Genomic DNA, 21,730 nt, shown 5'->3' with positions numbered 1-21,730 from the left:
ACGAGTAGAAAAGGCGGAAGAGAGGTTGATAGAAGCGAATTTGCAGACGCAGTTTCCGAAAATAATGAACGCTACAAAGCCAACGCACAATTGTATCGAAAACGGCAAGAGATTAATGAGCATATTTTTGGTACAATCAAGCGACAATGGGGATATAACCACACAAATTTAACGGGATTGGAGAAAGTAAATGGCGAACACAGCTTGATCATGCTGGTTTACAACATCAAACGAGCGATAAATATTCTGGGCGTTCCGGAATTAATTGCGAAACTCAAAAACTGGAAATCGCCTTACAAAGCGAAGTATTGTTTTGTTCTTGAAACGACTTATTTTAAGCCGGTTTTCGCTTATGGAAAAAATACATTATCAATTGCAGCCTAAAAATTAGCCAGCTTAAAAACGCATTTATTAAGGTTTGAAAGGTTGATTAAATTGAATAATTAGGTGAAAATTGAGTTTTTTCACAGCCTGACGTTTTGCGGCTTTGCGATGGTGCGGCTTAATATGATAAATCTTTCTATTATAAACTACTTTTCGGAATATCTAAAATCTCTAAACTTGCGAAAATCCCGCACTATTGCAAAACCGCTGTTATAGGATGTTTTTTTTAAACAGTATCTCTCATTGAAATAAAAAGGTTTTTAGCGAAATTTTCAGTAAGTTCGAAATACTCTAACATTCCCTCTTGAGTTTTCATATTTCCTTTAAAATTCTGTGTTATAAAATTGTGATAATTGAATTTTTCATCATTATACGAGGCCTTTAAAAAAATACTGAAAATATCTAAAAATCTTTTTTCTTCAATTTTATTTTTTAATTTTCCAGTTAAATACAACTGTAAATTTTTTGACATCCAATAAGCCGAATATTTAGATAAATCTTCATTCGTAGTTGATTTCTCAGTTATAAATGTAATATAATCTTGAAATAGTAAATCGGTTCCTTTATGAAATAATTTTTTAATTTCCGTTGTTAAATCGGTCAATTTATTTTTATCTTTATGAGTGTTATTTCTGATAAAGTCATAACCAACTAATACTATTGGAAAAATAGAATCCCAAATTTTAATATTTTGTTCTTCTTCAAAATCTGAATATTCGGGAAATACACTTGTAAATTGTGCCAGAGAAAGAGCGGAATAGGTTTTTTTGTCAAAAATATAATCTTTGTAATCGTTTTTTTTGCTAAAAATGTTGAAAATACTCATCTTATTTTATTTTAATAGTTTTGTTGAGAGCGAGTGCTTTTAAAATATCCTATAACGGTTGGGTATTTGCGAAGAAAGCCCCTATTCACAAAGTAAAATCGGGGCTTTTTTTGCAAATACCTTGTTGTACATAGTCTCTTTATATTGGTCTTAAATGTAGTATTCGCAATTCTCCCCAATATCCATTTTTCTCTATATTTGCGTGAGTAACTTTATAATTGCCAATTTTTAAGTTAGATTTATGAAATAGTTTTTGTGCTTCAATGTCTAATTCGTTAAAAATTTCTTCTGAATATTCAAAAACTTCTCCCTCATCAATATTTATATCGTATGATAAAACTTGATACATTATTGAATTTTCTTTTTGTTCGTTGTATAAATGTAAATATGCCCGCATTTTATTTTATTTAGTTATGAAGTAAGTATAATTATCTCCTGAAAAATTAGAACCGACTGCAAATGCAACGTATGTTAAATTTTTATCTATAAAAACAGGTCCCCAATCTGAAGTATATTCATATCCTTCCCTTTTAGAGTTATATCTCTTATTTTCCAAATTTCTATATGATAATGTTCCATCTGCTCTTTTAAATTCAATGGTATTTTCTTTTAATATAATATAAGAATTTGACGATATATTTTCGTCAGATAAAAATTTGGAATACTTTGCACTCCAAATAGCAATTCTGTCCACAATAAAAATTGTGTTGTAGTAATCTTCGAAGTTAATTTTTTTTGTATTATTAGATATTTGAGTGGTTGTGGTTTCAACATTTTGTTCATAAGCAGAAACTACATTTTTTATTATTTTATTTAGACTGTTACTTAAATAATTAAGAACGTCATTTGCTTGACTTAAACTACTATAATTTATAGCTTGACTATTTACACTCTTTAAAGGAACATCCTTAAAATTTTTAACAATTTCTTGTTTTTGTGAATCTGGAATGTCAAAGTTATAAACAGATTGAATCATTTTTTGAACTTCTTTTTGAACATAAGCAGTATTATTATCATATCTACCTTGTAAAGTTGATGCTGCATTAAAAGTGCTGGTTAAATCTAATTTTGCTGGTTCGTTATAATTATTTTGAGAATTCATTTCATAATATTCCCATTGGCGAGTCATATTATTATAATACTCATAACCAATCATTTGTCCTTTTGAATTAAAATATTCGTACTTTTTTGTCATACTATTATATCTTTTCGTTTGAGTTTGTGAAAAGAATAATATTGAAAGAAAAACGAAAATCAGGGATATATACTTTTTCATATTTTATTGTTTTTTTAGGTTAAACCTTCTTACTTGGCAAAAATTTTCTTAGAGATTGTGTACAACTTGCATATATGTATCACAAAACGATACCTATCACACCAATTTGGTAGAGATATGTATCACAATTATGTTACTTACACTATTGTAAATATAAGATTTTATGCTTGTTATTATCAAATTTTTATTCATAATTTTTAAGCGTGTCTAGCAATTCTTTTTTGAAATTGTAAATATCGTCCAAAGAGTCGATAGGTTTTTTTTCACCTTTGTCTTTTCCATTGTTAAAGAGCTCAATGTATTTATTAGCTGAATTGAAATGTAATCTACAGAGCGGTTTTCTATTATTGTCATCTAATAAAATTCCAAAATAAGATTGCGTATCTCTAAATGCAATTCTTGTGGCTATTAAATTTTCTCTTAGTATCGCTTTTACAATCTGCGATCCTTCAATTTCTTCTTCTGTAGTAATAATTTTTGAATCTTCTATATCTTGATCAATAGTAGCAATTTGAGAATTTTCTTTGGTTGGTATTGTATCATTTATGTCCAATGCATTTTTTAACCTGAAGTTTATAGATTCATTAATAGAAGTGGAAATTGCTTTTTTACTGTATTCTTTAAACGCAACCATTCTAGTCGCAGTCAATGGTTTTTGAAAAAACCTATTTACCAAAAGTTTAATAAATTCATCCGAAGGTTCTTTGAGTTCTTTTTCAAATTCAGATCTAATAGCTTTGATATATTTTAAGCCTTCGGCAGAATCTAAAATATCTTCTAAACTATATCCATTTTTGGTAAATTTTTCAAGAATTTTCAAACTATTATCTTTCAAATTAGATAAATCTAAAGTGAAAAACGGTTTGTCATCCATAATATTTGGCTTTTCCAAATCTGCATAAAAATTGTAGGTATGTCCGTTGGTTAAAACCCCAAATCTTGATTTTGAAACATGATAGTACCGATGAAGTTGGGAATTATGAGCATCCACTTTCTCCTTCCAATGTTTACATTCGATAATTAAAATTGGTTCGCCTTCCTTCATGATAACGTAATCAATCTTTTCACCTTTTTTTGTTCCTATATCACAAATATACTCTGGAATAACCTCGGTTGGATTAAAAATATCGTATCCTAAAATTTGAATAAACGGCATTACAAAAGCATTTTTTGTAGCTTCTTCAGTATTGATTTGCTCTTTCAACGAATCTACTCTTTGATGCAGTTGTTCTAGTTTTAATTTTAAATCAGCTTCCATAATAGTTTTTATTAGTTTAAAAATATAGCGAGTAGTTCTGTGATGCAGTGTACGATAGCAAGCAAATGATTTTTCTCGCTAAATTATTAAGCGAATGTAGGATTATAATTCCGTCTGTCCTTACGGGAAACCGTAATTGCAGCTGATTTGTGTATTTTTTTTGGTAAAATGTTTGCTATTCGGGTTTTGTTACACTTTAGAATTGGTAGTTTTCTGCTGCTTATTATTTAATTCAAACAAAAAAACACGCCCAAAAGGCGTGTTTTATATTGTAATAGAAAAAGAGTTTATCTTGCGATTACTCTTTTTACTGCTTTTACTACAGCTTCTGCATCTATTTCGTATTTTTTCATCAGTTCTGCTGGTGTTGCAGATTCTCCGAAAGTATCGTTCACAGCTACAAACTCTTGCTTCGTTGGGTGCTTTCTTGAAAGCATACCAGCTACAGATTCTCCCAAACCACCAATGTAGTTGTGCTCTTCTGCAGTTACTATTTTTCCGGTTTTTTGCACAGATTTTAAGATGATTTCTTCGTCCAATGGTTTGATGGTGTGGATATTGATCACCTCGCAAGAAATGCCTTCTTTTTCTAGTTCTTCTGCGGCAAGCAAAGATTCCCAAACCAAATGTCCGGTTGCTACGATGGTTACGTCTGTTCCTTCTTGCAAAAGAATTCCTTTTCCAATTTCAAAGGGCATATCTTCTGGAATAAAAACAGGAACTACTGGTCTACCAAAACGCAAATAAACAGGGCCATCAAAATCTGCAATGGCAAGCGTTGCTGCTTTGGTTTGGTTGTAATCGCAAGTGTTGATTACCGTCATTCCAGGTAGCATTTTCATCATTCCGATGTCTTCTAATACTTGGTGTGTTGCGCCATCTTCACCCAAAGTTAATCCTGCATGAGATGCACAGATTTTCACATTTTTGTTGGAATATGCAACAGATTGGCGAATCTGATCATACACTCTGCTCGTAGAAAAATTGGCGAAAGTACCCGTGAAAGGGATTTTTCCGTTGATGGTAAGTCCTGCTGCAATGCCAATCATGTTGGCTTCTGCAATACCTACTTGTATAAATCTTTCTGGTGCTTTTTCTATGAATTTTTCCATTTTCAAAGAACCAATAAGATCTGCACACAATGCAACTACGTTTGGATGAGTATCTGCCAATTCTGCCAAACCAGCACCGAATCCGCTTCTTGTATCTTTATTATCTAAAACTTTATATTTCATTTTTAATTTTTTTGCGAATTTTCCGTATTTCCACGCATCATCCGATTTGATAAAAGTCCCTTCTGGGAATTTGGGGGATATTAATAATCTGTAACTTCGTCTAGGGTCAATTGTCCCAATGCGTTTTCTAGTTGCTCTGCGTTTGGCGCTTTGCCGTGCCATGCATGAGATCCCATCATATAATCTACACCAAATCCCATTTCTGTATGCAACATAATTGCGACTGGTTTTCCTTTGCCGGTTTCCGTTTTTGCACGTTCTAGTATTGCAATTACGGCTTCTAGATCGTTTCCATTTTTTTCTTCTAATACCACCCAACCAAATGCTTCTAGTTTTGCGTGTAGGTTTCCAAGATCCAATACATCTTCTGTATCTCCATCTATTTGGCGACCGTTGTAGTCTATGGTGGTGATGATATTATCTACTTTTTTTGCAGCTGCAAACATAAATGCTTCCCAGTTTTGACCTTCTTGCAATTCGCCATCACCTTGTAGCACGTATACCAAACTATCATCTTTGTCCATTTTTTTGGCAACAGCAGCTCCAATAGCTACAGAAAGACCTTGCCCAAGCGAACCTGATGCAATGCGAACTCCAGGTAAATGATCGTGCGTGGTTGGATGCCCTTGCAGTCTGGTTCCTAATTTTCTGAAGGTAGCCAATTCGGATACCTCAAAAAAGCCAAATCTCGCTAGGATAGAGTAGAAAACAGGGGAGATATGCCCATTGGAAAGGAAGAATAAATCTTCATTTTTGCCTTCCATTGTGAAGGGCAATTGATAATTCATCACTTTGCCATACAATGCTGCAAAATACTCTGTGCAACCTAAACTTCCGCCAGGATGTCCGGAATTTACGGCATTCACCATTCTTAAAATATCTCTTCTCACTTGCGTTGAAAGGGATTTTAATTCTTCGATCGTTTTACTCATAGGTAAGATTTATTTGCTCGCGAAATTACAAATTTTTGATGGGTTTATGAAATGAAAACGGAGGCTTTTTTTGTTGAAAATAATTATTTTGAATGCAAGATTTGCTTCCAATTTCCATTTTCTGCACAACTTTTGATCATGAGGTTTCTTTCTAGTAGAAATCTCGTCATGTACTTTTTCAGGAATAATAAATCTACCAATTTTCCCAGAATACCAAATGGCGACTGATAGCTAAAGATATCCGACATTACGGTTAGGTTTTCGGAAGTTTTAAAAAAATGTTCGTGTTTGAAACCTTTGAAAGCGCCTTTCAGCATTTCGTCTGCAAAATAATTTGGAGAATCAAATGCTGTAATCTTTGTGCTTAGATTTTGGTAAAATCCAAGATGTTTTGCGCGCCAAGTGACGGTATCATTCAATTCCAATAGACCAGCTGTTTTTCCGGCTATGGCTTTTTCGTTGGTTTTTTGTGTGGAAAGGAGATGTAAATCTACACTACGAGAAAGATCAAAAACAATTTCTTTTGCTGCTTTAATGGATGTCGTAAGGTGAATTGTGGGCATATTATATTAAAAAACTTAAATGTTGCTTTCTAAACTCTTTAAAATTTTACCATCACCAGTTTTCCATTCTGTAAGTCCATTCGCACTTCTTCCCAAGACAATTGCAGCTGCCGTAGATGGACTTGAGAAAATATAATCTTCTTTAAATTCAAAAGTTTCAACAATTTTCCTTTGAATTAATTTTTCTCTTAGATTAATTAAGGATTGTGAAGTAGATGGCGTAACAGAATTAGATATTATGGAACCTTTCAAAACTAAAAACCCTTCAGAAGTTTGTTCTGCTGTAGCATTGCTTCCCCGTGCTCCGTTGATGAAAAGTAATTCTTTTGGTTTTTCTAAAATTGATGTTTCTCTTTTTTCTTCAAAAACTTTGTGTCCAAGTGAGTTTACCAATAATTTTATATTGTCAATAAATTCTTCCATTTCTGCTCTGTCAGATTCGGAAATCGAAGATTGTGTTGGGATTATAGCATTTTCAATTTTATATCTGTTCGTTTGTGTTGCAAGACTATGCAATCTATTTTCAAGATATTTAATATGAGCTTTGTTTAAATTTTCATCTTTACTAAAAAAAACAATCGTTTCTCTCCAGAAATCTTTGGTAGATAAATGTTGATTTAATCTTGTTAAAACGTTTTCAGCTTCACCAATATAAACTAAATCATCATTATCTTCGTTTTTTCCAAACAATAAATATATACCAGTTGTATTTAAATCTAATCTATCAGTACAATCTTTAATTTTTATCCGAGGAATTTTATAAGCTTTTCCTGTCCAATTAGAAAGTTCGCAAGACATCCTTCCGTTAGGATCGCCATCAATTAGAAATATTTTTATAGTCTTGCCAAATGCCATTTTTTTATTTTTATTTATTGCCTATCCAATCTTATATTTGTTCTTCTCTCTTATTAACCACAAACCGATGAATGTAAGCAAACCATCAATAATGATTAATTCTACACCGATTTTGTAGCTAGAGTAGTTGCTTACAAAATAATTGATTAAGTAGGTGAGAATTGGTGCTAGAAGCGTAACTGCCAAGATTCCGTATTTTATATTGATCTTGTATTTGGTTAATATTCCGAATGCAAATAAGCCTAAAAGTGGACCGTAAGTGTAGCCGGCAACTTCCATTATCAAATAGACGATAGATTTCTCATTAATTGCTTTAAATATCATTATTAAAACAAAGAAAACCACTGTGAAAATAAGGTGAATTTTCATTCGCAGAGATTTTTTTTGCTTTTCTGTGCGTGTTTCATCTTCGTTTAAATTTAATAAATCTACACAATAGGAACTCGTAACAGCAGTAAGCGCGCCATCTGCGGACGGAAATAGAGCAGAAATTAAGCCTATTATAAATATTACGGCAATAAATATTGGGAAATATTCCAATGGTGAAAGTGAAAGCGCGGGAAACAAATCGTCGCCCATAATATTGGTGATGCTCCCCGTTGCAGCATCTTTGAAACCAAATACATTGCTTGCTTTTCCTGTTACCACATCTACAATTTGCCCATATTCTGCGCCATTGCTTTGTGCAAATAGATAGAGTAGGCCGCCTAAAAAGAGAAATGCAAAATTGACCAAAAGCAAAGTTCCTGCGAACGTAAGCATATTTTTCTTGGAATTGTGAAGATTATCTACAGAAATATTTTTTTGCATCATTTCTTGGTCTAGTCCCGTCATAGCAATCGTGATGAACATTCCGCCAAGAATGGTTTTTAAGAAAAAAGTTTTTGACTGAAAATCTGTGTTTACAATATGGGTATAATCTTTGGAAGCCAAAACGGTGTACGCTTCTCCAGCCGAGAGATTTAAATTGGATAAAATATAAACGATGCAACCTACCAAACTTAAAATCATGAATGACGTTTGCAAAGTATCCGTAATTACAATGGTTTTCACACCTCCTTCGAAAGTGTAGAGCAAAACCATAATTAAAATAACTGCTGCTGTAGCCCAAAATGGTATGCCCAAATCTGAAAGCAAGAAAATTTGCAAAACATTCACCACCAAAAACAGACGCGCTGTTGCACCAATGGAACGTGAAATGATGAAAAATATAGACCCAATTTTATGCGCTTCTACATTAAATCTTTTGCCAAGATAGGTGTAAATAGACGTTAAATTCATCTTGTAATAGAGTGGGAGCAGAACGAATGCTACAATAAAATAGCCGATGAAAAAGCCGATAACCAGCATGTAATATTCAAAACCGCCAAATGCATATGCACCTTCCGTTGTTTTGCCCACCGTTCCTGGTACAGAAATAAAGGTGACACCGGAAAGGGAAGTTCCTATCATCCCGAATGCAACAAGCCACCATTTACTTTTACGATTTCCTATGAAGAAAGATTGATTGTCTGCATTTCTACTGGTGAAATAGGAGATAACCAAAAGTCCCACGAAATAAACAAAAACGAAAAGTAGCAGTAATGTTGGTGTGCTCATATTTTGAAAATTTTATGAGCAAATATAGTTTTTTTTATCTTTTAATAGAATCTCCTATAACCATCTATTCAATGTATTTCTATAGATAAATTGACTATCACTTTGAAATATTGGTTTACTATTGGTTTTCAAAATTTCCTTAATCAAGGGTTTATTTTCTGCAAAAAGTCTGATCTACTGCAAAATAGCTAAGCAAGATATTCAATTTAAAGAAAATCTAATCCAAAGTTTTTTCTACTCTTCGGTCTGGTATTAGCCAAAGTAAAGCAACTATAAAGTACAAAAGCAAGGATACAAAAGGCGAAAAAAAGGATATAATGATACCGACTAAATAAGCTGCGGTAGAAAAATATTCTTTAGTCTTTTGCCGTAAAGCATTGGCTATTAATGAATCTGGACCTTCACTGTTGATGGCAACGTTTTGCAGGATATTAAAAGATACTGCACAGCCAAATAATACAAAACCATAAACAGCGACGGGATTTTTTTCGAAATGATTTTCACCCATCCAAGCGGAAGTAAATGGAATTAAGGACAAAAAGAATAGTAAAGTAAGGTTTGCCCAAAGAATTTTGCCATTCACTTTTTCTATAATTTGGAAGATGTGGTGATGATTGTTCCAATAAATTCCTACATAAATAAAACTAATAACGTAGGCAATTATTTTGGGAATCAAGGGTTTTAAAGCTTCAAACGTACCTTCTTCTGGTACTTTAAATTCTAAAACCATAATGGTGATGATGATTGCAAGAACTCCATCACTGAATGCTTCTAATCTATTGGTTTTCATCTTTTATCTCATTTAATTTTGCGAAATAAATAAAAAAAAATCAGATTGGGTAATACAATCTGATTTTTTTTTAAGCTAAAAATTACTATTTATTCTTTTTAGATTTTTCACTCTTACGAAGATCAACCCAAGCTGCACCTTCTTTTTTCACTTTCACCAATTCATAATCTTCAAAATTTTTGGTGCGGTACATAATATTATCGTTTCCTACTTGAAAAGGTGTGATGTAATAAAAATTTCTATCATCCTCATCCTTTCTATCTCCTGGCTCTACAGTAGGTACAAAATTTGGGAATTTATAATCGCCCATATTTAATTTTAAAGCTTCGTAGAACTTTTTGTTTTTCTCAGAAGGAATCAACTCAATCATCTCATAGTCGTTTTTTTTCTGATCTATATATAGATAATATGTTTTCTGCTTGTTTTCTTTCTTATTTCTAGAGGTAAAAGTGTAGAGTTTCTTTGGCAAAAGTTCTGCAACACGCTCTGGGTTTACTTCTGTGAAATATTTTCTACCACTAGGATCTACATAACTTTCTAGGTTATATATCATCACAGGATTTTCAAAATCTCTTTTAGAAAAATATTGATTTAGAGAATGCTCTGTATCTTCTCTTATTTTTTTATCTTCTTCAGATAATTCTTTTGTAGGAGCTTGAGGATTAATTTCTCGAATGAAATTATATAAAACTTGAGGCCTAATTCCTTCTATATGCGGATATTTTTTAAGTTCCTCAGATTTTATCAACCAGAAATATTGTTGATAGAAGTCTTCTTTATCCTTATCTTTTAAATCTTTGAAGGCATAAGCCAATTTTTTGGAATTCATTACATCTTCAAATTTGTTCTTCTGTGCAGAACCAAAACTGAAAATAAATGCAAAAGCAAAAAGTAGTATTTTATTCATCATAATTTTTTTAAATTCTAGGTTGTTCAAATATAATTATTTTAAAGATTAAATAATAATTTAATTAAAATTAATTCTAAAGTAATTTACACAAATAATGTTCCAAAGAAAATAAGGCAAATAATTAATTATTAATAACTATCGTCGTGCACGTTTTTCACAGCTCTTCCGCTTGGGTCGTTTGCGTTTTTGAAAGCTTCATCCCATTCCAAGGCAATTGGTGTAGAACAAGCTACAGATGGAACAGAAGGCACTGTTGCTGCAGCAGTTTCGCTAGGGAAATGCTCTTCAAATATGGTTCTGTATCTGTATTCTTCTTTGTTTTGTGGCGTATTTAAAGGAAAACGGAATTTTGCATTGGCAAACATTTCATCTGTAACTTCATTTTCGGCAACTTCTTTTAGAGAGTCTATCCAAGAATAGCCGACACCATCTGAAAATTGTTCTTTTTGTCGCCAAGCAATAGATTCTGGTAAAAGATCTTCAAAAGCTTTTCTCAAAATCCATTTTTCCATCCTACCTTCAGCTTTGTTGATCAGTTTATCTTTTGGATTTACATTCATGGCAACATCCATAAATTCTTTATCCAAAAATGGAACCCTGCCTTCAATTCCCCAAGACATCAAAGATTTATTGGCTCTTAAGCAATCATATAAATGTAATTTGCCCAATTTTCTTACGGTTTCTTCGTGAAAAGCTTGGGCATTTGGTGCTTTGTGAAAATATAAATAGCCGCCAAAAAGTTCGTCTGCACCTTCGCCAGAAAGCACCATTTTTATTCCCATAGATTTGATGACTCTTGCCAATAAGTACATCGGTGTAGATGCTCGGATTGTTGTAACATCATAAGTTTCTAGATAGTAAATTACATCTTTCACCGCATCCAAACCTTCTTGAACCGTGAAATGTACCTGATGATGCACAGAACCAATATGATCTGCCGCTTTTTGTGCTGCTACCAAATCTGGTGAACCTTCCAAACCTACTGCAAAACTGTGCAAACGTGGATACCAAGCTTCTTGTGTATCGCCACTTTCTATTCTATTTCTGGCATATTTTGCCGTAACTGCAGCTATTATGGAAGAATCTAAACCACCTGAAAGCAATACACCGTAAGGAACATCGCTCATCAATTGACGATGTACAGCATCTTCCAAAGATTTTCTAATTGCAGAAATATCTGTGACATTATCTTTTACGTTTGCGAATTCTTCCCAATCTTTTTTGTACCATTGTTGCAATTCAAAACCATCTTCGCTATAGAGAAAATGTCCGGGCAAAAATGTTTCAATTGTTTTGCAAATTCCTTCTAGAGCTTTTAATTCTGATGCTACAAAATAATTTCCATTCTTGTCCCAACCTTGATATAATGGGCAAATGCCCATATGATCTCTACCGATTAAAAATATATCTTTCTCTATATCATACAAAGAAAATGCAAAAATTCCGTTTAATTTATCAAGAAAATCTTTGCCATCTCTTTGGTACAATGCTAGAATGACTTCACAGTCAGATTCTGTCAAAAATTCGTAATCTGGAAACTCGCCTCGCAATTCTTTGTGGTTATAAATTTCTCCATTTACGGCTAAAACTATTTTGCCATCTTTTGTAAATAATGGTTGTTTGCCAGAAGTAGGATCTACAATTGCCAATCTTTCATGGGAAAAAATTACTTTTTCATTTTGAAAAATACCACTCCAATCTGGTCCGCGATGCCTTACTTTTTTAGACATTTCTAAAACTTGAGACCTTAGGTTTTCTGTATTTTGTTTAGCGTCTAAAAGACAAACGATTCCGCACATATATTTTTAAGATTGAGAAATAATTATTGATTTTATTTGAAAGTACAAAAATACTTGTTTAATTTATAATAGAAAATAGAATTTCAAGATAATTTCGTGGTTCAACTATAAGACTGGTTATCGTTATTATCTTATTCACTAAAAACAAAAAATACAAATGTGATCATTTGTATTTTTGTATTAATTATAGTAAGAATATTCTTCGATATAAAATTGCTTTAAAAGAAATAAATCTATGTTAATCTATTATTTGAACCATAATAGACTTGTAATCTTCATTTTTCATTGCATGTTTATTTGCACCAACGATATCAAAAATGATTACCGTATCTCCAGATTGTAGAGTACTGGCCAATTCTTTTGCAGTATCATTCAAAACATTTCCTGCAACTAAAATAGTTGGATGTCCTTTAAATTTAATTTTAAAATTTTCAATGATGAAAGTTTTATTTTCCATTAATTGAGGACACTTAAATTTTAATTCTTCGGATGTGAGTTGCTTAATCGTCATTTCTAATTTGCAAGAATTAGTATTTTCTTGCAAGGTTTTGGAATTGGTATTTTGAGCAAATGACAATGTGGAAAATACCAGTAAAAATAACAATGTTCTCATAAGATTTTGTGTTTATTAAACATAAAACGTTTTAGTCTATGCTTTTCGTATTATCATTTCTCAAAATTTTTCGCACATTGCTCCAAAAGCTTAGAAGAGATGCGGAAGAACGATCTGAAAACTCAGAAAGGAGCAACATATTGTTTACAAATTGCACCACGTTTGTTTCTGTGGGTATATAGTATGCCATATTCCATTCTGTGAAATATCTTTTATCTACAGGTGCTTCCCAAAGTAAAATTACATCTTCGTGACGAGGATCTGCTTCTATTTTCCTATACAAATCTTGCACAAGTTTTTTGTCGCCTTCTAAAATTTGCACAAAACTACCATCGTGATAGATAAGACATCCAGTGATGTTTTTTGCCGTATTTTTAGTTTTAGATAGAACGAGTATTTCATCCAGCTCATTCAATTCCAAATCTGGTCTGGATCTTGAGCGGTAATTTAATTGATAAATCATTTGTATAAATTTTAAATCGTAAATTCTTTTTTAGGGAAATTTACATTGTTGAAGCAGCAATTTAGCAAATTAAATATCATTTACATGATTTAGATAATGTTTTGCGCGATGAAGCTTTTAATATATTGCATTGCATTAAAAAATAAATTCACAAAATAAATATGAGGAAGTTTACTATTACATTAGGTAATTGCTTACTTATCCTATTTTTAATGATTGACTTTTTAATTTTTTGAAACCAGATAAAAAATTAAACTTCTAAATTGTAAAATCGAACGATGTAAATTATTTCATAAATAATAAAAGCTGATGCCATTGCATAATGAAAAATTTTATTTTTTATGAAAACAGCAACGACACAAAATACTATATGTGAAACGTTTCTGATGAGATATTCGTTCCCTAGTTGCGAAAAATATTTTTCTCCTTTTAGGTATGTGTCTACAATATCTGCTGCGAAACAAAGAGCCAAAATTGTAAAAAACCATTTTTTTCTTGAGAAAAAATAATCTTTATAACCGTCATAATCATTCAGATCATCTGGATAAAGGATTGCACAGAGCATATAAAATAAAATAATGTACAAAATAATAAAAAGGTAATCTACAAAAAACCATTCTGTAATTAATTTTAAATTAAACTCCCACCACCAGAAATGGATGATTAAAGTAAATACATAAACTACCCACATAAAATGCAGCAAGTATATTTTTTTTCTTCCAGGATGCTGTATGAAGTATACAGAACTTTTGATTAAGTGAGTTAAACTTAAGCCAAGTATAATCCCAATGATGGATTTGATGTGTAAAAATGCATCCATTTTGTAAGGTTATGTTAAAATTTTTAGAAAATTTAATTTCTTAATTTTTTGATAATTTGTAATTCTGATTTTGGTAAAAAGTATTTTATAAAATAGATTAAATTTTCAAATCAACATTTTTACAAGTAAGCAAAAATAGAAATAAATCTTTATTATTTCAAAATTCTAAAATCAAAGCAAATCTCTGCGTGAGGTAGTAGGTGGAACTCCTTTTTTGCAAAAAAAAGAGTGGGAACCGGATACCGACTATTCTTTTTTTTATGTGCAAAGAATTTTTAAAAAAAAAGAAAAGGCACGCCCAAATTATTATTTAGAGCATGCCTTCATTATTTTAAATTGTTGTAGAAATCCTACGCCTTTCTTTCTATCAAAGCCATATAAAATCCGTCATAACCTTGGCTCGGCATTATTTTTTCTTCTTTTAAAAGAGAATAATCTGGGTTGTTTTTTAAGAAAGTTTGCACTTGTTTTGTATTTTCGCTTGGCAAAATAGAGCATGTTGCATACAGCATTTTACCACCAATTTTGATGATCTTGCAATAATCAGTCAGTATTTGTTGCTGCTCAATTTTGATGCGGTCTATAAATGCCTGATCGATTTTCCATTTGGAATCTGGATTTCTTTTTAAAACTCCAAGACCAGAACAAGGCGCATCAATAAGCAATCTATCTGCGGTACCATGCAATCTTTTGATGGTTTTGTTGTCGTCTATCAATCTCGCTTCTATGTTGTGAGCACCAGCTCTTTTGGCACGGCGTTTCAATTCTGTAAGCTTCCAACCATAAATATCTAGTGCAATTATCTGCCCTTTATTCTGCATCAAAGCTGCCAAATGCAAAGTTTTTCCACCTGCACCTGCACACGCATCTACCACACGCATTCCTTCTTTCACATCCAACAATTTCCCGATCAATTGCGAACTCGCATCTTGAACTTCAAAAAGTCCATCTTTAAATGCCGAAGTGATGAATACATTTTTCTTTTCTTCCAATTCTACAGCATCTGGATAATCGGCAACCAAGAAACTTTCTACATTTTCTGCGCGCAATTCTTCTATCAATGCTTTTGGCGTCGTCTTTAAAGAATTGGCTCGCAAAACGGTAGGAGCTTGTTCGTTTAAAGCATACATTTCATCTTCCCAACTTTTGCCCAATTCTCGCTCCATAGTTTCTACCAACCAATCTGGGATAGAATGTTCAAAAGCTTTAGATGGTACAGTTCCTTTTTTTAATTTTGTAAGAATATCAGCGATTTTCACACCTTCCAATTCTTCCATTTTTTTGTAATGCGTTTTGCTCCAAAGGCAATATGCAACAATCATTCTGTAGATATTGCTCGGTTTTGCGCTTTCGCCGATGTAGTATTCCAAGCGTTTTTTCCAACGTACAATATCATAAAAAATACTGGCCACCACTTTTCTATCTTCGCTTCCCCATTTTTTGTGCGCTTTCAAAAGTCTTTCTATCACTTTGTCTGCGTATTTTCTGTCTTCAAAAAAGGTTTCTTGCAAAGCGTCGTGTATACCTATAAGTAAATTTCTGTGTATGAGTTCCATTGTAAATAATTTTGAATGATGAATTCGTAATTTTGAATTCAGTTTTTGCAAAAATACGAAATTTTATCGCCTTTTTGCAGAGAATTTTTTTGGCACCAATTTGACGTCGTCGAATGTGTATTTAATTTTTTTAATTAACTGGTAATATAAGTTTTATATTTTAAACTCTAAATGCACAATAGATTGCATAAAGTATATTTGTAGCAATACAAAAATAAGCATGTGTATAATTATAAACAATCATTCTTCATCTGAGGATACTTTTTGCAGATTATTTCGTAGATATGCTTACATTTAAAAAATAAATAATTAACAATGAGAAAATTACTACTACTTTTCATCTTTAGTTTTACCATGCTTATGCAAGCGCAAGAAACAAGCGACAGCGGAAACGGCAAAAATATTGTCAAAGTAAATGTTACGGGTTTTATATTTAAAAATTTTCAGGGAACGTATGAAAGAGTTTTAAGTAAAAGAATTTCTGTAAACGTTGGTTATGGAGTAGTACCAGAAGGAAATTTACCATACACATCGTTTTTGCCTGATGATACTGATCGTGATTTTAAAAATATTAGATTAAGTGGCAACAATTTTACGATAGAGCCAAGATTTTACCTTGGAAAAAAAGGTTTTGGAGAAGGGTTTTATGTCGCACCTTATTATAGATATTCATCTTATCAAATTTCAAATTACAGCAGATCTATAGATGTAAGTGTGAATGGAATAGTGTACGATACAGTAATTGTAGATTTCACCGGAGATACTTCTGCTCATAGTGGAGGAGTTTTGCTAGGAGCACAATGGTTTCTAGGTAAATCCGACAATTTCGTTTTAGATGCTTGGTTTTTAGGTGCTCATTTTGGAAAAGCGAAAGGAAATTTAGACGGAATTACCAATAGAAAATTGAATGCCTTGGAGCAGCAAGAAGTTCAAAAAGAACTAGACAACCAAGATATTCCCATCGTAGAATACAATGCTACGGTGAATGAAAACGGTGCCAACATAAAAGTAGACGGACCTTGGGCAGGTTTGAGAATTGGACTTTCTTTAGGATATCGTTTTTAAAATTTTATCTTTGCAAAAACTTATAAAATGCCAGACACAATACTTTGCCCAAAATGCCAATCTGAATTTACATACGAACAAGACGATAAAATGGTCTGCTCGCAATGTTTCCACGAATGGATACCTGGAGAAACTGCAGATGAAGATAAAGTTATTGATGCAAACGGAAACGAATTGCAAAACGGAGATACAGTAGTTGTAGTGAAAGATTTGCCCGTGAAAGGTTTCCCGAAATCTATAAAAGCCGGTACGAAAGTGAAAAATGTGAGATTAAGACCAGATTCTGATCATAATCTTGATTGTAAAGTAGATGGTTTTGGAGCAATGGCTTTAAAGTCTGAATTTGTGAAAAAGGCGTAAAAAAGATAATAGACGGATAGATGATAGACGAATAGATGTTAAATGAAATATAAATCGTTGAAAATCTAACACACCAAAATCTCACATCTATAAATCTCATATCTCTTTTAATTATTCAATTCCTGCGCTCTTTTTTCGGCGGCGAGAATTCCTTCTTTCAAAATTTCTTTAAGTCTATTATCGTCAAACGTCTTCAAAGCTGCTTCTGTAGTTCCACCTTTGGAGGCGACATCTTGAATTAATTCTTCCAGATTTTTGTCGGAATTATTGATGAGGTGATAGGCTCCAAGCATCGTTTGCGAAACAAACAATTTAGAAAGGTTTTCTTCAATTCCCATTTCTGTTCCGGCTTTTATCATGGCATCTACAATGTAATAAAAGTAGGCTGGTCCGCTTCCAGAAAGCGCAGTAACGCCATCTAAAAGATTTTCATCTTCCAAATAAACGGATCTTCCAGTGGAATTGAGCAGTCTTTCTATTTGAATTAATTGGGTGAAGGAAATCCCTGGCGCAGAAGTGTAGCCTGTAATTCCCATTCCCAAAAGTGAAGGAGAATTGGGCATTGCGCGCACAACGGCTTTATGATGTAATAAATTTTGAATTTTCTCTATGCTAATTCCCGCCATGATGGAAAGTAGCAATTGATTTTCTTTAAATTTAAAGGTCAAATTTTCTGCAACGAAGGCGAAATCTTGAGGTTTTACAGCAATGATTACCAAATCTGCATCTATAGTTGAAACTTCATCAAAAGCCAAAACTTGAACACGTGGAAATTCTTGAGAAATTGCAGAGATATTATTTTTATTTCTGGTGATGAGCTGGAGGTTTTCTTGTTTGATAAGGTCATATTTCAAAAAAGATTTTGAAAAAGAAATCCCCATTTTTCCTGCTCCTAAAACTGCTATTTTCATTTTTGTTTTTATTTAATGCAAAGTCACAAAGTTTTTTTGTGTGTTTGTATTTTAATTTTAAATAAACCAAGTTGTATAGTTTCAATATTAATTTATTGTCTTTTAATTGCGAAACCTTGTCAAGGTTTAAAACCTTGAAAAGGTTAGATTTTATCCAATTTTTTCGGCTTTAATTAAATAATATTAACCTCTCTTTCTAATTCTATCTTAAATTTCTCTCTCACAGATTCTATAATCATGGTAGAAAAATCAAAGATTTCTTTGCCAGTTGCAGTTCCTGTTTTATTGATGATCACCAATGCTTGATCTTCGTGAGAAGCCACATTTCCTATTTCCTTTCCTTTCCAGCCACAATTTTCTATCAACCAACCTGCAGGAACTTTTGTGCCTTCCTGGTTTGGATATCCTGGAATATTTGGAAATTTATCTTGTAAAGTAGAGTAGTGCTCAGTTAAAATAGTAGGATTTTTAAAAAAACTTCCCGCATTTCCTAATTTCCGCCAATCTGGTAATTTGCTTTGTCGAATATTGATAACTGCTTTAGAAACATCTTGAATAGTGGGGATTGAAATTCCTAAAGATTTCAATTCGGTTTGTATGGCGCCGTATTCCGTTTTTAAAATATGATGTTCTCTTGTTAACAAAAATGAAACGCTTAAAATAATGTATTTGCCTTTTTCTTCTACTTTAAAGATGGAAGTTCTATAACCGAATTTGCATTGCGCATTATCCAGCAACTCGATTTCCAAAGTTTCTAAATTGAGCACTTTACAACTCACGAATGTATCTTTTATTTCCGTTCCGTACGCTCCGATATTTTGCATCGGCGAAGTTCCTACATTCCCGGGAATTAAAGATAAATTTTCTAAACCTCCGTAATTTTTAGATAAACAGTATTGCACAAATTCATGCCAATTTTCGCCGGCATTTGCTGATAAAATTACCGTATTTTCGTCTATAATTTCTTCAGAAATTCCTTTTAAATTAAGTTGAATTACCAATCCTTCAAAATTTTTGGTAAACAAGATATTGCTTCCACCACCGAGGAAGAGAACGTTGAGGTTTTGAGTTTTTGAGTAATTGAGTGTTTCTAAAAGTTCTTCCACAGATTGCACTTCCGCAAAATAGGAAGCATAAATATTTACACCAAAAGTGTTGTGGTTTTTTAGGGAAAAGTTTTGTTGGATGGTCATTTAATGGTTTGCGGTTTTGTGATGGTGCGGATTAATATATAAATCTTTCTATAATAAACTGAATTCCGTAATATTTAAAGTAGTTAACGTAGCGGAAATTCCGCTCTATTGCGGAACCCTATAAGCAGAAATTTTTTTATTTAATTCTTTTTCCAAATTCTACAAATATATATATAAATAGTAGAAAGGGGGAAAATATAACAAGTAGAAAATAGCGCTCTATGTTACCTAGAAGTGTAAAATCATATTTATCATTTGTTTTTGAATTTATAAAATTACTAAATTTTGATTTTTTATTAATATAACCCAATCTATAATTCCAACCATTGTCAATTGGATAAGTTTTATTTGTGTAACATAAAACAATCGGATTTTTGACATCATCTTTTTCAAAATAATAATATTCTTCTTCTTCCTGTGAATAAGAAAAGCACCAAATTTTAAAATTAAAATTATTTACATCAGAATTCTCAATTTTGGTTTTTATTTTTATTTGTAGTTCAATTAATCCCTCAATATTATCAAAATAATGATCAAAAACATTTGATTTTTTTCCAGCAATTTTTAAGAAATTAAGATATAATTCAGGAAATTTTACGTTAGTTAGACCTACCAATTTTTGAACTTCCAATTCAGAAAAACCTAAATTAAGATTTTTTACATCTTTTTTAAATCTAATTTTATTGATCATGCTTTTTTAAATTTTCTGCTAACTTGAAAATATTTGCATTTTAAAAGCGCTGTTAGGGCTTAAAGCCCTGACAGCGCTGAACGCGTCTTTTTATTTATTGATAATTTTGTTCATTATTTTAAACCTATCATCATTTTTTCTTCAATTGTACAAAATAATTCGTAGTTAAAATTTTGATAGAATAAATATTGAAAATTAAAATTTATAAAAAAATTGAATATGGCGATAATCTGCGCCCCGACTTGAATGGAAATCCTTTTTTTTGCAAAAAAAAAGATTGATTCATAATTTTTGTTATTTTTAATTGAATCATCGAAACTCGTTCCTCGTTTTGAGAACGGAAGGCGGAAATGTGTGCCAACAAAAAGTTAAATACACATTGGACGGGGTCAAATTGGCGCCCAAAAAATATTATTTATTATATTCTTCCAACGCTATTTTCAATAACTCTGCACTTCTTCTTAAATCCGTCTCATTTAAAACATAAGCAATTCTTACTTGTTTTTTTCCTAATTCTGGATTGCTGTAAAATCCGCTCATTGGTGCAACCATCACGGTTTCATTATTATCTTGGAAATTTTCTAGCAACCATTGTGCAAAAACATCGGTATCTTTTACAGGCAATTCTGCAACGCAATAAAATGCACCTTTCGGTTTTGGGCAAATAACGCCCGGAATTTCGTTTAGTAAATCTACCAATAGATTTCTGCGTTTTGTATATTCCTCACGAACGCTCAAAATATATTTTGTATCATTTACATGTGCTGCAGTTGCGGCAATCTGGCCCAAAAGTACGGGACTTAATCTTGCTTGTGCAAACAAAATCATGGCGTCGTGTATTTTTTGAGAACGAGTGACTGCGCATCCAATTCTCGCTCCGCACATAGAATAACGCTTGGATTCTGAATCTATGATGATGCAATTTTCTTTTAATTCCGGAAATTCTAGCATAGAAACTGGCGTTTTTCCGTCGTATGCATATTCTCTGTAGACTTCATCGGATATGATAACAATGTCATGCTTTAGCGCAATCTCCGCGAGCTGTTGCAATTCTTCTCTTGTGTATAAATATCCGGTAGGATTTCCAGGATTACAAAGTACGATTGCTTTCGTTTTTGGAGTAATTTTTTTCTCAAACTCTGCCATTTCTGGCAATGCAAATCCTGTGTCTATACTAGAAGGTATTGCAACTACGTTTACATTGAAGGTTTGCGTGAAACCATTGTAGTTTGCATAATAAGGTTCTGGAATAATGACTTCATCTCCTTCGTCACATAAGGTTGAAATTGCGAAATTTAACGCTTCAGAACCTCCATTGGTAACGATGAAATTATCCGTCGTAAGGTCTGTGAAACCTAATGTATGATAATAGGTTTTTAGTGCAGTTCTGTATTCTATGTTTCCCTCAGAAAGTGCGTATTCAAATATTTTGAGATCAATATTTTTTATAGCATCAATCGCTGTTTGTGGCGTTTCTATATCTGGCTGACCGATGTTTAGATGATATACTTTGATTCCTTTTTCTTTAGCTTTTAAGGAAAAAGGTACTAATTTTCTTACAGGTGAAGCGGGCATTTTCTGCGCTCGTTTAGAAATTACTGGCATAACTTTTTTGATTTTTACAAATTTAA

The 21,730-nt window shown here is 32.4% G+C and carries 23 protein-coding genes; 3 read left to right on the top strand and 20 right to left on the bottom strand.

Annotated elements, in window-relative coordinates:
- The coding region (locus HNQ03_RS05120; RefSeq protein WP_226927428.1) for a transposase at positions 1–384 on the top strand (384 nt) is incomplete at its 5' end.
- A gap of 226 nt (positions 385–610) precedes the next feature.
- On the opposite strand, the gene HNQ03_RS05115 is transcribed toward HNQ03_RS05120, so the two are convergent.
- The 16 genes from HNQ03_RS05115 to HNQ03_RS05040 form a co-directional block, all read right to left on the bottom strand.
- Complete coding sequence (locus HNQ03_RS05115) at positions 611–1,210, bottom strand: hypothetical protein (protein ID WP_173778588.1); 600 nt, start codon at positions 1,208–1,210, stop codon at positions 611–613.
- A 139-nt stretch (positions 1,211–1,349) separates the two neighbouring features.
- A complete protein-coding gene (locus HNQ03_RS05110; RefSeq protein WP_173778587.1) occupies positions 1,350–1,607 on the bottom strand; it encodes a hypothetical protein in 258 nt (85 codons plus the stop codon).
- A 6-nt stretch (positions 1,608–1,613) separates the two neighbouring features.
- The gene (locus tag HNQ03_RS05105) at positions 1,614–2,486 is read right to left on the bottom strand and encodes a hypothetical protein (protein WP_173778586.1); all 873 of its coding nucleotides are present in this window, start codon (positions 2,484–2,486) and stop codon (positions 1,614–1,616) included.
- A gap of 184 nt (positions 2,487–2,670) precedes the next feature.
- Entirely contained in the window at positions 2,671–3,744 is a 1,074-nt protein-coding gene (locus HNQ03_RS05100) for a type I restriction endonuclease (RefSeq protein ID WP_173778585.1), read from the bottom strand.
- Positions 3,745–4,031: 287 nt separating this feature from the next.
- Entirely contained in the window at positions 4,032–4,979 is a 948-nt protein-coding gene (locus tag HNQ03_RS05095) for a transketolase family protein (protein ID WP_173778584.1), read from the bottom strand.
- 80 nt (positions 4,980–5,059) lie between these two features.
- Complete coding sequence (locus tag HNQ03_RS05090) at positions 5,060–5,911, bottom strand: transketolase (RefSeq protein ID WP_173778583.1); 852 nt, start codon at positions 5,909–5,911, stop codon at positions 5,060–5,062.
- Positions 5,912–5,994: 83 nt separating this feature from the next.
- Positions 5,995–6,474 (bottom strand): SRPBCC family protein, encoded by a 480-nt coding sequence (locus tag HNQ03_RS05085; protein ID WP_173778582.1) that lies wholly within the window; start codon positions 6,472–6,474, stop codon positions 5,995–5,997.
- A 15-nt stretch (positions 6,475–6,489) separates the two neighbouring features.
- Positions 6,490–7,329, bottom strand: a complete 840-nt coding sequence (locus tag HNQ03_RS05080; protein WP_173778581.1) for a GIY-YIG nuclease family protein — start codon at positions 7,327–7,329, stop codon at positions 6,490–6,492.
- A gap of 21 nt (positions 7,330–7,350) precedes the next feature.
- Positions 7,351–8,928, bottom strand: a complete 1,578-nt coding sequence (locus HNQ03_RS05075; RefSeq protein ID WP_173778580.1) for a sodium:solute symporter — start codon at positions 8,926–8,928, stop codon at positions 7,351–7,353.
- A 217-nt stretch (positions 8,929–9,145) separates the two neighbouring features.
- Positions 9,146–9,718 carry a TMEM175 family protein gene (locus HNQ03_RS05070; RefSeq protein WP_173778579.1) on the bottom strand — a complete coding sequence of 191 codons (573 nt, stop codon included), beginning with the start codon at positions 9,716–9,718 and terminating at the stop codon, positions 9,146–9,148.
- An 85-nt stretch (positions 9,719–9,803) separates the two neighbouring features.
- Entirely contained in the window at positions 9,804–10,628 is an 825-nt protein-coding gene (locus tag HNQ03_RS05065; RefSeq protein WP_173778578.1) for a hypothetical protein, read from the bottom strand.
- 128 nt (positions 10,629–10,756) lie between these two features.
- Positions 10,757–12,427, bottom strand: a complete 1,671-nt coding sequence (gene asnB / locus HNQ03_RS05060) for an asparagine synthase B (protein WP_173778577.1) — start codon at positions 12,425–12,427, stop codon at positions 10,757–10,759.
- Positions 12,428–12,665: 238 nt separating this feature from the next.
- A complete protein-coding gene (locus HNQ03_RS05055) occupies positions 12,666–13,040 on the bottom strand; it encodes a GldM family protein (protein WP_173778576.1) in 375 nt (124 codons plus the stop codon).
- Between the two features lie 31 nt (positions 13,041–13,071).
- Entirely contained in the window at positions 13,072–13,503 is a 432-nt protein-coding gene (locus HNQ03_RS05050; RefSeq protein ID WP_173778575.1) for a BLUF domain-containing protein, read from the bottom strand.
- Positions 13,504–13,753: 250 nt separating this feature from the next.
- Complete coding sequence (locus HNQ03_RS05045; RefSeq protein ID WP_194305156.1) at positions 13,754–14,323, bottom strand: hypothetical protein; 570 nt, start codon at positions 14,321–14,323, stop codon at positions 13,754–13,756.
- A gap of 350 nt (positions 14,324–14,673) precedes the next feature.
- A complete protein-coding gene (locus HNQ03_RS05040; protein ID WP_173778574.1) occupies positions 14,674–15,879 on the bottom strand; it encodes an RsmB/NOP family class I SAM-dependent RNA methyltransferase in 1,206 nt (401 codons plus the stop codon).
- 315 nt (positions 15,880–16,194) lie between these two features.
- Between HNQ03_RS05040 and HNQ03_RS05035 the strand changes: the two genes are divergently transcribed.
- Positions 16,195–16,944, top strand: a complete 750-nt coding sequence (locus HNQ03_RS05035; RefSeq protein ID WP_173778573.1) for a DUF3575 domain-containing protein — start codon at positions 16,195–16,197, stop codon at positions 16,942–16,944.
- Between the two features lie 27 nt (positions 16,945–16,971).
- A complete protein-coding gene (locus tag HNQ03_RS05030) occupies positions 16,972–17,304 on the top strand; it encodes a zinc ribbon domain-containing protein YjdM (protein ID WP_173778572.1) in 333 nt (110 codons plus the stop codon).
- A 107-nt stretch (positions 17,305–17,411) separates the two neighbouring features.
- Here the strand turns inward: HNQ03_RS05030 and proC are convergent, their stop codons facing one another.
- The 4 genes from proC to HNQ03_RS05010 all read right to left on the bottom strand — a co-directional run bounded on the left by proC (position 17,412) and on the right by HNQ03_RS05010 (position 21,704).
- A complete protein-coding gene (gene proC, locus HNQ03_RS05025; RefSeq protein WP_173778571.1) occupies positions 17,412–18,215 on the bottom strand; it encodes a pyrroline-5-carboxylate reductase in 804 nt (267 codons plus the stop codon).
- A 173-nt stretch (positions 18,216–18,388) separates the two neighbouring features.
- Positions 18,389–19,408: a UDP-N-acetylmuramate dehydrogenase gene (murB, locus tag HNQ03_RS05020; RefSeq protein WP_173778570.1), complete on the bottom strand. Its 1,020-nt coding sequence runs from the start codon at positions 19,406–19,408 to the stop codon at positions 18,389–18,391.
- Between the two features lie 136 nt (positions 19,409–19,544).
- The gene (locus HNQ03_RS05015) at positions 19,545–20,099 is read right to left on the bottom strand and encodes a hypothetical protein (protein ID WP_173778569.1); all 555 of its coding nucleotides are present in this window, start codon (positions 20,097–20,099) and stop codon (positions 19,545–19,547) included.
- Between the two features lie 411 nt (positions 20,100–20,510).
- Positions 20,511–21,704, bottom strand: coding sequence for a pyridoxal phosphate-dependent aminotransferase (locus tag HNQ03_RS05010; RefSeq protein ID WP_173778568.1), 1,194 nt, complete (start codon positions 21,702–21,704; stop codon positions 20,511–20,513).
- Between the last annotated feature and the right edge of the window lie 26 nt (positions 21,705–21,730).

It is taken from the genome of Frigoriflavimonas asaccharolytica, from assembly GCF_013294015.1.
GTDB lineage: Bacteria > Bacteroidota > Bacteroidia > Flavobacteriales > Weeksellaceae > Frigoriflavimonas > Frigoriflavimonas asaccharolytica.
The sequence above is the reverse complement of the archived record's forward strand: the minus strand, read 5'-3'. Positions and strand labels throughout refer to the sequence as shown.

Bases quoted from the DNA above. Each gene is read 5' to 3' on its own strand.
- HNQ03_RS05115 (WP_173778588.1), bottom strand. From the start codon at position 1,210: ATGAGTATTTTCAACATTTTTAGCAAAAAAAACGATTACAAAGATTAT.
- HNQ03_RS05110 (WP_173778587.1), bottom strand. From the start codon at position 1,607: ATGCGGGCATATTTACATTTATACAACGAACAAAAAGAAAATTCAATA.
- HNQ03_RS05105 (WP_173778586.1), bottom strand. From the start codon at position 2,486: ATGAAAAAGTATATATCCCTGATTTTCGTTTTTCTTTCAATATTATTC.
- HNQ03_RS05100 (WP_173778585.1), bottom strand. From the start codon at position 3,744: ATGGAAGCTGATTTAAAATTAAAACTAGAACAACTGCATCAAAGAGTA.
- HNQ03_RS05095 (WP_173778584.1), bottom strand. From the start codon at position 4,979: ATGAAATATAAAGTTTTAGATAATAAAGATACAAGAAGCGGATTCGGT.
- HNQ03_RS05090 (WP_173778583.1), bottom strand. From the start codon at position 5,911: ATGAGTAAAACGATCGAAGAATTAAAATCCCTTTCAACGCAAGTGAGA.
- HNQ03_RS05085 (WP_173778582.1), bottom strand. From the start codon at position 6,474: ATGCCCACAATTCACCTTACGACATCCATTAAAGCAGCAAAAGAAATT.
- HNQ03_RS05080 (WP_173778581.1), bottom strand. From the start codon at position 7,329: ATGGCATTTGGCAAGACTATAAAAATATTTCTAATTGATGGCGATCCT.
- HNQ03_RS05075 (WP_173778580.1), bottom strand. From the start codon at position 8,928: ATGAGCACACCAACATTACTGCTACTTTTCGTTTTTGTTTATTTCGTG.
- HNQ03_RS05070 (WP_173778579.1), bottom strand. From the start codon at position 9,718: ATGAAAACCAATAGATTAGAAGCATTCAGTGATGGAGTTCTTGCAATC.
- HNQ03_RS05065 (WP_173778578.1), bottom strand. From the start codon at position 10,628: ATGATGAATAAAATACTACTTTTTGCTTTTGCATTTATTTTCAGTTTT.
- asnB (WP_173778577.1), bottom strand. From the start codon at position 12,427: ATGTGCGGAATCGTTTGTCTTTTAGACGCTAAACAAAATACAGAAAAC.
- HNQ03_RS05055 (WP_173778576.1), bottom strand. From the start codon at position 13,040: ATGAGAACATTGTTATTTTTACTGGTATTTTCCACATTGTCATTTGCT.
- HNQ03_RS05050 (WP_173778575.1), bottom strand. From the start codon at position 13,503: ATGATTTATCAATTAAATTACCGCTCAAGATCCAGACCAGATTTGGAA.
- HNQ03_RS05045 (WP_194305156.1), bottom strand. From the start codon at position 14,323: ATGGATGCATTTTTACACATCAAATCCATCATTGGGATTATACTTGGC.
- HNQ03_RS05040 (WP_173778574.1), bottom strand. From the start codon at position 15,879: ATGGAACTCATACACAGAAATTTACTTATAGGTATACACGACGCTTTG.
- HNQ03_RS05035 (WP_173778573.1), top strand. From the start codon at position 16,195: ATGAGAAAATTACTACTACTTTTCATCTTTAGTTTTACCATGCTTATG.
- HNQ03_RS05030 (WP_173778572.1), top strand. From the start codon at position 16,972: ATGCCAGACACAATACTTTGCCCAAAATGCCAATCTGAATTTACATAC.
- proC (WP_173778571.1), bottom strand. From the start codon at position 18,215: ATGAAAATAGCAGTTTTAGGAGCAGGAAAAATGGGGATTTCTTTTTCA.
- murB (WP_173778570.1), bottom strand. From the start codon at position 19,408: ATGACCATCCAACAAAACTTTTCCCTAAAAAACCACAACACTTTTGGT.
- HNQ03_RS05015 (WP_173778569.1), bottom strand. From the start codon at position 20,099: ATGATCAATAAAATTAGATTTAAAAAAGATGTAAAAAATCTTAATTTA.
- HNQ03_RS05010 (WP_173778568.1), bottom strand. From the start codon at position 21,704: ATGCCAGTAATTTCTAAACGAGCGCAGAAAATGCCCGCTTCACCTGTA.